The organism is Rhodococcus sp. NKCM2511 (genome assembly GCF_014905595.1).
Taxonomy (GTDB): domain Bacteria; phylum Actinomycetota; class Actinomycetes; order Mycobacteriales; family Mycobacteriaceae; genus Rhodococcoides; species Rhodococcoides fascians.
In genome coordinates, this window is sequence record NZ_BNHJ02000001.1 from 1,954,452 (window position 1) to 1,967,092 (window position 12,641).

Annotated in this window: 12 protein-coding genes; 5 read left to right on the forward strand and 7 right to left on the reverse strand. The window is 64.7% G+C overall.

Annotated elements, in window-relative coordinates; genetic code table 11:
- Positions 1-23: 23 nt before the first annotated feature.
- A complete protein-coding gene (locus JLZ96_RS08915; protein ID WP_094621548.1) occupies positions 24-1,064 on the forward strand; it encodes an agmatine/peptidylarginine deiminase in 1,041 nt (346 codons plus the stop codon).
- On the opposite strand, the gene JLZ96_RS08920 is transcribed toward JLZ96_RS08915, so the two are convergent.
- Genes JLZ96_RS08920 through couN form a run of 4 tightly spaced genes read right to left on the reverse strand, consistent with a single transcriptional unit; the run spans position 1,052 to position 4,874 of the window.
- Positions 1,052-2,575: a long-chain fatty acid--CoA ligase gene (locus tag JLZ96_RS08920; protein WP_201009868.1), complete on the reverse strand. Its 1,524-nt coding sequence runs from the start codon at positions 2,573-2,575 to the stop codon at positions 1,052-1,054. The genes JLZ96_RS08915 and JLZ96_RS08920 overlap by 13 nt on opposite strands.
- A gap of 30 nt (positions 2,576-2,605) precedes the next feature.
- Positions 2,606-3,067: a p-hydroxycinnamoyl-CoA hydratase gene (gene couM / locus JLZ96_RS08925; protein ID WP_032366817.1), complete on the reverse strand. Its 462-nt coding sequence runs from the start codon at positions 3,065-3,067 to the stop codon at positions 2,606-2,608.
- Entirely contained in the window at positions 3,064-3,969 is a 906-nt protein-coding gene (couO, locus tag JLZ96_RS08930) for a 4-hydroxyphenyl-beta-ketoacyl-CoA hydrolase (RefSeq protein WP_032366818.1), read from the reverse strand. Before couO ends, couM begins: the two co-directional genes overlap by 4 nt.
- Positions 3,966-4,874, reverse strand: a complete 909-nt coding sequence (gene couN / locus JLZ96_RS08935; protein ID WP_032366819.1) for a 4-hydroxyphenyl-beta-hydroxyacyl-CoA dehydrogenase — start codon at positions 4,872-4,874, stop codon at positions 3,966-3,968. Before couN ends, couO begins: the two co-directional genes overlap by 4 nt.
- A 101-nt stretch (positions 4,875-4,975) precedes the next feature.
- Here couN and JLZ96_RS08940 point away from each other — a divergent pair, with 101 nt between their 5' ends.
- Positions 4,976-5,407, forward strand: coding sequence for a MarR family winged helix-turn-helix transcriptional regulator (locus JLZ96_RS08940; protein ID WP_032366820.1), 432 nt, complete (start codon positions 4,976-4,978; stop codon positions 5,405-5,407).
- Positions 5,408-5,441: 34 nt separating this feature from the next.
- Here JLZ96_RS08940 and JLZ96_RS08945 read toward each other — a convergent pair whose 3' ends face one another.
- A complete protein-coding gene (locus tag JLZ96_RS08945) occupies positions 5,442-7,031 on the reverse strand; it encodes an amidohydrolase (protein WP_201009869.1) in 1,590 nt (529 codons plus the stop codon).
- Entirely contained in the window at positions 7,024-8,544 is a 1,521-nt protein-coding gene (locus JLZ96_RS08950; RefSeq protein ID WP_082519242.1) for an APC family permease, read from the reverse strand. The genes JLZ96_RS08945 and JLZ96_RS08950 overlap by 8 nt, the downstream gene beginning before the upstream one ends.
- Positions 8,545-8,640: 96 nt before the next feature.
- Between JLZ96_RS08950 and JLZ96_RS08955 the strand changes: the two genes are divergently transcribed.
- The gene (locus JLZ96_RS08955) at positions 8,641-9,252 is read left to right on the forward strand and encodes a TetR/AcrR family transcriptional regulator (RefSeq protein ID WP_032366821.1); all 612 of its coding nucleotides are present in this window, start codon (positions 8,641-8,643) and stop codon (positions 9,250-9,252) included.
- A 22-nt stretch (positions 9,253-9,274) separates the two neighbouring features.
- Here the strand turns inward: JLZ96_RS08955 and JLZ96_RS08960 are convergent, their stop codons facing one another.
- Complete coding sequence (locus JLZ96_RS08960) at positions 9,275-9,730, reverse strand: MarR family winged helix-turn-helix transcriptional regulator (protein WP_032367306.1); 456 nt, start codon at positions 9,728-9,730, stop codon at positions 9,275-9,277.
- Positions 9,731-9,890: 160 nt separating this feature from the next.
- Here JLZ96_RS08960 and JLZ96_RS08965 point away from each other — a divergent pair, with 160 nt between their 5' ends.
- A complete protein-coding gene (locus tag JLZ96_RS08965; RefSeq protein WP_032381517.1) occupies positions 9,891-11,387 on the forward strand; it encodes an aldehyde dehydrogenase in 1,497 nt (498 codons plus the stop codon).
- Positions 11,388-11,439: 52 nt separating this feature from the next.
- Complete coding sequence (locus JLZ96_RS08970) at positions 11,440-12,543, forward strand: NAD(P)-dependent alcohol dehydrogenase (protein WP_201009870.1); 1,104 nt, start codon at positions 11,440-11,442, stop codon at positions 12,541-12,543.
- Positions 12,544-12,641 lie beyond the last annotated feature (98 nt).

Here is a 12,641-nt window from a genome sequence, read left to right on the forward strand (position 1 = left end):
GCCTCGAACCTCGGGAGGCAGTGATGACGTGGACGATGCCGGCCGAAGGTGTTCGGCACGAACGGACCTGGATGGCCTATCCGTGCGAGGGGTATTCGCTCGGTGACACGCCCGAGGAGCACCACGAGGCTCGCACCACGTGGGCCGAGGTCGCGCAGGCGGTCGCTCGATTCGAGCCGGTCACCGTGGTCGTCGACCCCGCCGAAAGTGCCGTCGCACGCACCTACCTCTCGTCCGAGAGCACATTCCCCATCGACATCCTCGAGGCACCGTTGAACGACGCCTGGATGCGCGACATCGGGCCCACGTTCGTGCTGTCCGAGGACGGCCGTGTCGGCGGCGTCGACTGGGTGTTCAACGGCTGGGGCGCGCAGGACTGGGCGCGCTGGGACAAGGACTCGAAGATCGGCGCGCTCGTCGTCGAGAAGTCCGGTGCCGAGATGATCGATTCACCGATCGTCAACGAGGGCGGTGGTATTCAGGTGGACGGACTGGGAACGGTTCTCGTCACCGAGACGGTACAACTCGATCCCGGTCGCAATCCCACGCTGTCGAAGGCCGATGTCGAGGCCGAACTTGCCCGCACGATCGGCGCCACCACGGTGATCTGGCTTCCTCGTGGACTCACCCGTGACGCGGACGAGTTCGGAACCCGAGGCCACGTCGACATCGTCGCTGCCATCCCCTCGCCCGGCGTCGTTCTGGTGCACGACCAACGCAATCCCGAACACCCCGATCACGACATCAGCAAGGCCGTGTTCGAGATCTTCGAGAACAGCACGGACGCACGCGGTGAGAAGTGGACCATCGTGAAAGTCCCGGCACCGGAGATTCTCCGCGACGAGGAGGGCTTCGTCGATTACAGCTACATCAACCACTACGTCGTCAACGACGGTGTGATCGCCTGCAGCTACAGCGATCCCGCGGACGAAGAGGCTGCTGCCATTCTGTCGGCGGCATACCCGGGCCGCACCGTCGTCACCGTCGACGCTCGGCCACTCTTCGCCCGCGGGGGCGGAATTCACTGCATCACACAGAACCAGCCACAGGCTCAGACGGACTGAGTGGACGCGGGAGCAGGTATCGAATACTGCTCCCGCAACTCGTTCTTGCGGATCTTGCCCGTCGGATTGCGTGGGATCTCGTCGACGAGGATGTATCGCTTGGGGATCTTGTACCGCGCGAGCCGGCCGCCGAGCGCGTCCGCGATGGCATCGAGGTCGACGTCTGCTCCCTCGACGACAGTGATTGCGGCAACGGCGGATTCGCCCCATTTTTCGTCCGGTACACCGAACACTGCGCAACTGTCGATGCCGGGCAGTTCGAGAAGTGCCGCTTCGACCTCGGCCGGATAGATGTTCTCTCCGCCCGAGATGATCATGTCCTTGAGCCGATCGACGATCGTGACGAATCCCTCCGCGTCGGAAATTCCGACGTCGCCGGTACGAAGCCAGCCGTCGTCGAACACGTCGGCGGTCGCGTCGGGACGACCCCAGTATTCCTTCATCACGTGGGGACCCTGGATCTGGATTTCACCGCGCTCCCCCGGTTCCACCGGCTGCGACATCGCGTCGACGATCCTGACGTCGGAGAACGTATGGGGAACACCCGCGGTACCCATTTTTCGTTCGGCATCGACGGCAGCGAGCATCGTTGCGCCAGGACCACTTTCGGTGAGCCCGTAGCCCTGACACATCTTGATCCCGCGTTCGGAATACGTACGGAGCGTGCGCGGCGGCACCGGCGCCGCGGCCACCACCACCCGGCGTAGCGACGTCAGATCCGTGTCGTCCCACGCGGGATGCGAGACGAGCGAGTCCAATATCGTCGGCACTCCGAACGTGTACGTGACCGAGCGCGATTCGACCAGATGGAGCACGCGTCCGGCATCGAACCCTTCCTCGATGACGACCGAGCCGCCCTTGAACAGGACAGGTAACGCAACCATGTCGAGCGCGGCGGTGTGAAACAGCGGAGCGCAGACCAGGGCCACCTCGTCGCTGCACAGGTCCAGATCGAGGACTGCGTTGAGAACGGCGAACAGCACATTGTCGTGAGTCATCACGACGCCTTTGGGTTTACCGGTCGTACCGGAGGTGTACATGACGAAGCACAGATCCGCACCCTCCACCGCTTCGTCGATGCGCGTCGAGCGGGCCGCCGCGATCAGCGATTCGTACTCCCCGCCGAGCGTGAGGCGACGCGTGGGGCCGTCACCGACCGCCGAGGTCGCGACGTCGTGCAAGGCCTCGGAATGCACCAACAACGACAGCCCCGAGTCCTGCACTGCGAAAGCAACTTCCGGTGCGGTCAACCGTGCGTTGAGTGGCACGAAGATCGCTCCGAGCACGCCACAGGCGAACAGTACTTCGAGGTAGGCGGGATGATTGGTGGACAACAGCCCGACCCGGTCCCCGGGGCCCACCCCCAGCTCACGTAGACCGTGCGCGAGCCGGGTGGTGCGCTCGTCCAATTGCTCGTAGGTCGAGACCTGGCCGCGGAACTCGAGTGCCGTTGCTCGCGGGCACTGCCTGGTACGTCGACGGATCCACGAACCGACGCCTTGATTACGCATCTGAAATCTGTTCCTCTCGGGTCCGTGATCTCAGTCGAACATGCGGTAGACGGCCTCGACGACGACCGCGGGGCGCTCGCTGCCTTCGAGTTCGATCGTCGCGGCGACGGTCAGCTGAGCTCCGCCCTTGGGCAGCTCCTCGTACCCCTTCAGCGTGGCGGCCAGGCGCACTCGGCCGCCGGCGGGGACCGGGTTGGTGAAGCGAACCTTGTTCAATCCGTAGTTGATCTTCGTGGTGACGCTGTCGACGACCAGTAGCTCGTCCCACATCGGAATGATCAGCGACAGAGTCAGATAGCCGTGCGCGATCGGACCGCCGAAGGGGCTTTCGGCCTTCGCCCGTTCGGGATCGACGTGAATCCACTGATGGTCGTCGGTGGCGTCGGCGAAGGTGTCGATGCGCTGTTGCGGCACCTCGATCCACGAGCTGGTTCCCAGTTCGGTGCCTTCGAGGTTCTTCAACTCGGCGAGAGTGGCGACGCGGGTGGTCATGATGTCTCCTTGGCGGACAGGCCGAGTGCGGCCAGTGCATTGGTCTTGAACACGAGTGGACGGATCTCGTCCTTGATGTCGAGCTCGGCGAAGTCCTTCATCCAACGATCCGGCGTCAGAACCGGAAAGTCCGAGCCGAACAACACCTTTCGCTTCAGCATGGAATTCGCCGCCCGCACCAGTTGGGGCGGAAAGTATTTCGGTGCCCAACCCGACAGGTCGATGTACACGTTCGATTTGTGCGTGGCGATCGAGATCTGCGCGTCCGCCCACGGCACCGCGGGGTGCGCCATGATCATCGTCAGTTGGGGGAAGTCCGCGGCGACGTCGTCGAGCAGCATCGGATCGGAATAGCGCAACTTGATGCCGTGCCCGCCGGGAAGTCCGGCACCGATACCGGTTTGGCCGGTGTGAAAGAGCGCGGGTACTCCGGCTTCGGTGATGGCCTCGTAGATCGGATAGAAGCGGCGGTCATTCGGCTCGAAGCCCTGCATGCTCGGATGGAACTTGAAGCCGCGCACCCCGAACTCCTCGACGAGCCGGTGCACCCGCCGCACGGCGGCCTTACCCTGCCACGGGTCGACCGAGCCGAAGGGGATCAACACGTCGTTGTGGCGTGCCGCCCCCTCGGCGATCTCCTCCACCGAGTTCGGTGAATGTCCCGACGCTGCACCGGCATCGACGGTGAACACCACTGCGGCCATGTTGCGGGCCCGGTAGTACTCGGCGATGGTGTCGATCCCTGGAGTACGGTCCTCGCCCGACTTGAAGTACTTCTCCGACGCGGTCATCAATTCGTCGTCCAGTGCGCGGTGTCCGCACCCGTCGATCTCCACATGGGTGTGCACATCGAGTGCGAGTATCGAGTCGAAGTCGATGGCGCACTCGTATTTCGAGCTCATCGCGCCGGCTCGACGGGGAGGTTCTCTCCGACCGATTCGAGGCTGTCCGCGAACGTCGACGGCCACACAGCGGCGATGTCCTCGGCCGACCAGCCACCGTCGTGATAACTCGTGGCGATCATGTCCGGGTGCGTCCACAGTGCCAGGCGGTCACCGCCGACGGCGAATGCCTGACCGGTCACGTCTGCACTCGCGTCGCTTGACAGGAAAGAGACGATTCCTGCGGCGTCCGCGGGGGTCCCGAACCCGAGTTCACGACGGGCGAAGGGCGGCAACGGATCCCCGTTATGCATGGCCTCGATGTACGGCTGCAGGAACGGGATGGTCTCGGTCATCGCCGTGGCCGCCACCGGGCACACCGCGTTCACGGTGACACCTGCACGCTGGAGTTCCATGGCCCAGGTACGCACCATGCCGACGATTCCGGCCTTGGAACCGGAGTAGTTGGTCTGTCCGAAATTTCCGCGCTGACCGGCGGGAGAGCCGATGCACACGATCCGGCCGCCCTCACCCTGAGCGCGGAAGTGAACGGCTGCTTCGCGTGCGCAGGTGAACGTGCCGCGGAGATGAACGTTCACGACGGCATCGAAGTCGTCGTCGGTCATCTTCCACAACACCTTGTCGCGCAGGATCCCCGCGTTGGTGACCATGACGTCGAGGCGGCCGAACGCCTCGACCGCGCCTGCCACCAACTTCTGTGCGGTCTCGGTGCTGCCCACCGGAGCCACGACAGCCACTGCCCGTCCACCCGCGTCGACGATCGAGGAGACAGCCGCGTCGGCTGTCGCCTGGTTCACGTCGTTGATCACGACTGCTGCACCGTGGCGCGCGAGGTCCTGGGCATACGCAAGTCCGAGCCCCTGGCCGCTACCGGTGACGACAGCGACCTTGTTGTCGAGATTCATAGCTCTCTCCTCTTCGTGGTTACCAGACTGAGAAAACCATCAATAATTGATAAAGTCAATGATTTACGTTTGCTAGAATTACCGCCGATACGAGGAGCCTCATGACCGACATCGCACCCCTGTCCGACGACATCGGATTCCTGCTGACGCGCGCAGGAACGTCGCTGACGGCCGCCGCCAAAACGGCACTGGCACCCTTCGAGCTGCGCGTACGTTCGTACTCCGTACTGGCCCTGGCCTGCGAGCATGCGGACGGACTCGGCCAGCGGCAGCTCGCGGAGGAACTGGGCTTGGACCCCAGTCAGATCGTGGCGTTGGTGGACGATCTGGAGGTCCGTGAACTGATCACCCGACGGGTCGACCCCGGCGATCGACGAAACAAGCGCATCCACGCGACCGACGCCGGCCGCGCGCTGTGCGTGGACGCACAGCGCGCGCTCGCGGCGACCCAATCCGCCACGCTCTCAGCCCTCGGCGACCGCGGTGTCCGAGAGCTGCGGCAGTCGCTGCAGTCCATCGTCCGCGCACAGTAGATCTTGCACAGTAGATCGTGCACACGTAGACCGATCACCGTTCGTAGACAACCCTGCCACCGACGACCGTCGCGATGATCGGTAGTTCGGGAATTCGATCCGCCGGGCCCATCAGGTCGCCGCCGACTGCGGTGAAATCTGCGGGACCACCGACGACGATGGTTCCGGTTCCGTCGGTCAGACCGGCCGCCGCCGCGGCGTGGGTGGTGTACCCGTCGAGGGCTTGTCGAGCCGAAATCGCCTGCCGGGGTTGACGAGGAGGGTCGGCCTGCAGGCCTGCGGGGCGGCGTAGCCGGGCATCGGCCATCACGACTCGGGGATCGAAATGTGCTACCGGCCAATCGGATCCGAGCGCAACGGTCACACCGAGATCGAGAAGCTCCGCCACCGGCCAACCACGGTCGATACGATCGCGACCCATGCGCCGAGACCAGTCGTCGGCCTCGTCCGCTCGGGTGTACCTGGTGCAATGGGTCGGCTGCATCGATGCGGCGATACCGGCGTTCGCAATCGTTGTCAGATCCTCGGGACAGACGGTCTCGAGGTGTTCGAGGCGATGCCGAACCCCCTTCCCGAGGGCCGCCAGCGTCCGTACGCAGTGGTGCACAGCAGCATCACCGATCGCATGAGTAGTCGTCGACACTGCACGGCGGTCGAGCTCGCGCACCACGGCCGCATACCGTTCCGGGTCGGTCCACGACGGCCGGGTACCGTCGCCGTACAGGTCCGGGTGACACAACCACGCCGTTCCACCTTCGACGGTTCCGTCCATGAACAGTTTTGCGCCCGCGTATCGCCACCGATCCCCGGCGGTACCGTGCACCAGCGCAGCGAGTTCTGCGACCCGACCGGCAGGATGATCCGGCTGGACCCAGCCGTACACCCAGAACCGGAGTCCGGCGTCGTCCTCGTCGAGCGCCCGGATCATCTCCACGGTCCCGGGGAGGTCGTCCATGACGTGCACCCCGGTCAGCCCGACCGACGCCATCTCCTCGGTCACGGTGCGTAACAATGACTTCGCCGCGACGACGTTCTGGGCAGGCATGACCGCCTCCACCAGATGGATGGCCGGCTCCTCGATCAGGTGACCGGTGGTCTTCCCGCCACTGTCCACCGCCACTCGGGCACCGCCGTGGTCGAAGGTCTCTCGGCCGGTCACGCCGGCAATATCGAGTGCAGCCCGATTGGCCAGCGACGAATGCGCGTCGTAGAACCGAATGAGAACAGGGGTCGTGACCGAGTCGGAGATGGCATCGAAGCTCGGAGCTCGGCCGCCGAATACGTTGTGATTCAAGCCCCAGCCGCGAATCCAACCGTCCGTCGGGTGCGCATCGTGCAGTACCCGACGCACGTCGTCCAGATTCTCGCACCGACTGAAATCCACGCCGAGTGACATCAACGCGCCTTGCACCACGTGTGTGTGGGCGTCGACCCATCCGGGCGTCAACGTGCTCCCGGCCAGGTCGATGATCTTCGTTCCGGGACCACTGCACCCCAGGACGTTGTCGGTGCTCCCGAGTGCGATCACTCGGTCGTCGCGAACGGCGACGGCCTGCTGCGGATCGGCACCATCGACCTGGGTGAGCACCGTGGCGTTCATCAGAATCAGTGTGGCATCAGTCATGTCGCACTCCTCGTGCATCATCGGCAGGTAGCGCGGTCGACGGTCCGGCCTGAGTATCGGGCAGTATCTCGGAATCGATGTCGGTCGTCCCCAGCCGTGCGTACACCTGGGGGCGGCGTGCCCGGATCCACAGGGCCACTGCCGAACCCAACGCGAACACCACGACGGATCCGATGGAGGCGACGGTGTTCACCACCGGGTCGGTCGTCAGGGTGGCGATTTCGATCTTGTCGACGACGAGGTACAGAGCGATTCCGATCAGGACGAACGCGGCGATTCCAGCGAGTGCCGCGCCCCGATCCCGTGCCACTTCTCTACCGCGCAGGAAGAACACGGCAACCGAGAGAGAGGTGAGCCATTGCAGCGCAAGGATTCCCACGGTTCCCGTACTCGCCGTCCACGCAGCCAACTGCAGGACCGGATCGACGTCGGCCGCGGCGAAACACGCGATGGCCACTACGGCCGTCGCCGTCTGCGCGATGCTGGCGATGTGCGGAGACAAGTGCTTGCTGTGCACGTGGCTGAGCCGCACCGGGAAGATTCCTTCACGACCGAGCGCATAGCCGTACCGGGTGATCGCGTTGTGGAAGGCCAGCAGAGCCGCCAGCCCGCTCGAGACGATCAGCACGCGCATCACATCCGTTGCCGCACTACCGACGTAGGTCTGCATGGCAGTGAAGAAGAAACCGGCAGGATCCGATGCAGCCGCGGCGACCGCGTTCTCGGCACCGAACGCCATGACCGCAACCCAGACGATGAAGCAGTAGAAGACCGCGAGGAAGATGACAGCGGCATAGGTTGCGCGGGGGACCGTCCGGTCCGGTCGTACCGCCTCGTTGCGGAACAGGGCGGTTGCCTCGAAGCCCACGAACGCGGCGAACGACACGGCCAGTACCGCCCCCATCGATCCGGTGAAGACGTTCTCGGGATAGAACGGCTGCAGGTTCAGACCACTCGCACCGCCCTTGGCGATCACTGCGATCGCCAATACGAGCAGCACCAGCACTTCGAGAACGAGCAGCACGCCGAGGACCTTGGCCCCCACCCGAATCGATCGATATCCCAGCACGGACACGATCGCCGCAGCGACCAACGCCCACAGCCACCAGGGTAGGTCGACTCCGACGAAGTCGTTCATCGTCGCCTTGGTCACCGCTCCGAACAACCCGTAGGTGCTGATCTGCAGGAGGGTGTACCCCGCCACGGCCACCAGAGCGCTACCGAGACCGGCAACTTTGCCCAGACCCATCCGGATGTAGGAGTAGAACGCGCCGTTGTTGTGCACGTGCCGCGCCATCTTGGTGAAGCCGATGGCGAACACCGTGCTGATCAGACCGGCGCACAGGTATCCGGCGGGAGCGCCGATCCCACCGATCAGCAACGCGATCGGAGCAACGGCCACCATGACGGTGAGCGGTGCCGCTGCCGCGACGACGAAGAAGACGATGTCGCGTGAGTTGAGGCTGGAACTATCGAGGGCATTCGGCTGCCCGGAATGTTGGGGGATGGTCATGGCCGGCTCCGTGTGATTAATCCAACGATGTTTGGTTTTGACGTAACGTAGACCACAGAAGACAGTTTGGAAAGACCCCGGCGAAATGGAGTACACGTGGCAAGGCCGAAGACAGCACTACTCGATGTCGATCGCATCGTCGATGCCGCACTTCAGATCACCGACGCCACAGGCGATTTCACAGTTGCACAGCTCGCCTCCAAACTCGCCGTGCATCCATCCTCGCTGTACCACCACGTGTCCGGAAAAGACGAAGTGATCGATCGAATGCGGGCTCGAATCGGTCGCAAGATCGACAACACGGGCTTCGGAACGGGCCCGTGGGACGAGGCATTGAAGAGGTTGGCGTGGTCGTATCGAGCGGCGTTCGCCCGTCACCCCGGGTCCATTCGCTTGTTCGCGACCTCACGCATCCGCGACCGCGAATCGCTGTCCGAGTACGAGCGAATCGCCGACGGTCTGCACGATGCGGGCTTCGCTTGGCCCGAGGTACTTCCGATCATCATCGCGTTCGACAACTTCATTCTCGGCTCGGCCCTCGACATGGGCAGCGGCGGTAACCTCTACACACCCGACCCGCAGATGCACCCGGCCCTCACTGCTGCGGTGGGCGATCCCGAGGAACAGCCGAACCCCACCGACGTCGCCTTCGAGCTGGGACTGTCGGCACTGCTGACGGGCCTGCAACACCGCCTGGGCAATCGCTGACGCACCCTCCGCTCCTCGGGGCTCAGTGCGCCCCGGTGTGTCCGAGAGCCAGGCGACAACTACGGAGGAAGCCGCGGAATTCGTCTCGTTGACGCGGCGACAGATCGGCGACCATGCGGTCCTCCAGGTCACCGATCTGCGCGTCGTACTCTGCGAGCAAGCGTCGTGCTTCCTCGGTCAAGCTCGTGAGCATCCGCCGTTTGTTGGCCGGATCCGTTCGGCGAGTGACCAATCCACGCTTCTCGAGTGCGGCGATCATCTCGCCCATCGTCTGAGCCGTCACGAAGGAATTGCGTGCCAACTCCGCGGACGACAGCCCGTCGCGTCGACGTAGCACCGTCAGCGCGGTGTACTGCACGGCAGTGATGTTGATCGGCCGCAACAGCGCATCCATCTGGGCCCGCACCGCCAGCTCGACCTGCTTGATGGCGTAGAGCAGCGTCGGCTGCTCGCCTGCCGACGACGGCCTCGATGCCACGTTCACCACCTCGCTTTCCGAACTCGCGTGTGCCTGCAGCCTAATTACCGAATGCCGCCGACCGGCACCTGGATCGCCTATTGCTTTCCGCGCATGCGCGCGGTTGTATATAAGGAACCCTGTTAATCAGGTCGCAGCCGGCCATCGAAGCGAGGCGTTCATGACGATCACCGACGACAGCGTCACTCTCACCCGACCCGACGTCACTCCCGGACGGCTCTTCGTCGACGGTCACTGGCGTGACGCTGCCGCAGGTGGCCGATCCGACGTGCTCGATCCGTCGACGGGAGCGGTGCTCACCTCCGTGTCCGAGGCGTCCGCTGTAGACGTCGACGCAGCAGTGTCCGCAGCTCGCACCGCCTTCGACGACGGCCGCTGGTCGTCACTGCCCGGACGCGAACGGGCACGCATTCTGCACCGAGCCGGTCAGCTCATCCGCGAACGCGCCGACGAGATCGTTGCCGTCGAGAGCGCCGATGTGGGTAAGCCGGTGTCGTTGTGCCGCCCGGTGGACGTACTGACCTCCGCGGAGCAGTACGAGTACTGCTCCGCACTGGCTCAGACGCTCGGTGGATCGCATCGCGACACTCCGCTGTCTGCGCACGCGTACACGCGCAGAGAACCGCTGGGTGTGGTCGCCGCGATCACCCCGTTCAACTTTCCGCTGATTTTGTCGAGTTCGAAGATCGCGCCTGCACTCGCCGCGGGTAACACCGTGGTCCACAAACCCAGCGAGGACACCCCGCTCAGCGCATTGCTGATGGCTGAAATATTGACCGAGGCGGGCGTACCGCCAGGCGTGATCAACGTTGTCACCGGAACAGGTTCCGTTGCGGGAGAGGCACTTCTGCAGCATCCGGGAGTCGACAAGATCGCATTCACCGGGTCCACGGCTGTGGGCAGGCACGCTGCCGGGGTCGCAGGCCGCAATCTGGTACCGGTGACGATGGAACTGGGTGGCAACGCCGCGCACATCGTGTTCGAGGACGCCGACATCGACAAGGCGATCGGAGCGATCATCAAAGGGTTCGTCTTCAACTCCGGGCAGTTCTGCATGGGCGGCCCGCGCCTGCTCGTCCAGCGCTCCCGATACGAGACGGTGTTGGACATTCTGGCCCAGGCGGTTCCCGGTGTTCCCGTCGGCGACCCGTTCGATCCGGCCACGGTGGTCGGGCCGATGGCCGGAGAGCGGCACGTGCACAAGGTCGAGGAGTACGTGGACATCGCCCGCCGCGACGGCGGCCGTATCGTCGTCGGCGGGCACCGTCCCGACCTGTCCGGTACGCCCCTCGCCGGTGGCTCGTTCTACTCCCCCACCGTCATCGCAGACTTGCCTGCCACGTCGCGGGTCGTTCGAGAAGAGATCTTCGGACCCGTTCTGACGGTTCAACCGTTCGACACCGAAGACGACGCGGTCCGCCTGGCCAACGGCACCGAATACGGCCTCGCTGCCGGTCTGCAGACGACGAATGTGGCTCGCGCACATCGTGTTGCAGCACGACTGCACGCCGGCATCGTGTGGGTCAACGACTGGGCGATGCTCGATCCGGCCGTTCCCTTCGGCGGAGTCAAGAACTCCGGCTTCGGCCGTGAGTACGGCCCCGAGGGCCTCGACTCGTACACCAAGGTCAAATCCGTCGTCATCTCGCTCGACTGAATCGAAGGCTCGACCGAATCGAAGGCCTCGACCAAATCGAAAGGGCAGTGCCATGACCACAACCACAGCGGCAGTAGTCGAATCGGGCGGAGCCGCGTTCACATTGTCCCCGGTCGAACTGGGCGAACCCCGCAGCGGAGAGGTGCGCGTGCGTATCGTCGCAGCCGGCTTGTGCCACACCGATCTGGGCGTCGCCGCGGGCGGGCTGCCGTTTCCGCTTCCCGGCGTCCTCGGCCACGAGGGTGCGGGGGTCGTCGAAGCCATCGGTCCCGGAGTCACCGGCGTGCAGGAAGGTGACCACGTTCTGCTGTCGTTCACCTCGTGCGGTACCTGCGGAAACTGCCGATCCGGTCATCCCGCCTATTGCGCAACGTGGTTGCCGCTCAACCTCATCGGTGGGGCTCGCGCCGACGGCTCCAGCCCGATCACGCGCAACGGCACTGCGCTCGGTGGCCATTTCTTCGGCCAGTCGTCGTTCGCGGATCACGCGATCGTGGACGAGCGGAGCCTGGTTCGGGTCGATTCCTCCGCACCGCTGGAGATCCTGGCACCGCTGGGCTGCGGGGTGCAGACCGGAGTCGGTGCCGTGTGGAATGTGCTGCGTCCACGCCCGGGAGATACCGTCGTGGTGACCGGCGCAGGCGCAGTGGGGCTTTCGGCCATCATGGCTGCCGCTCTCACTCCCGCGGCCAAGATCATCGCGGTCGATCGGGTTGCCGAACGTCTGGAACTGGCCACCGAGTTGGGAGCGACCCACGTCGTCGACGCCACCCGCGAGGACACCGCGGCTGCGTTGGCAGAACTGACCGAGGGCTCCGGCGTCGACGGAGCCATCGAAACCACCGGGAACGTAGGGGTGCTGCGTACCGCGATCGATGCCCTGGCCCCTCGTGGAACCGCCGTCGTCGTCGGCGCTCCGCCCTTCGGCACCGAGGTCCCGGTCGACGTCAACGCCATGCTGCCGGGCCGACGCATCGTGGGGCTGACCCTCGGCGACAGCGAAACGCAGACCCTGATTCCGGTGCTGGTGGATCTTGTCGTGTCGGGTCGATTACCCCTGCAGCGCTTGATCACTCACTACCGATTCGACGACATCAACTCCGCGGTGGCGGACATGATCAGCGGTGCGTCGATCAAACCGGTCCTCCTCTTCTGACCGGGATTCCGACCGGGCTTCCGGCATCCGGAAGTCCGCTCGCACCGGCGGGGTCGCGTGCCACACACTCGATGTGACGAGCGCTGACGAGACGTCAA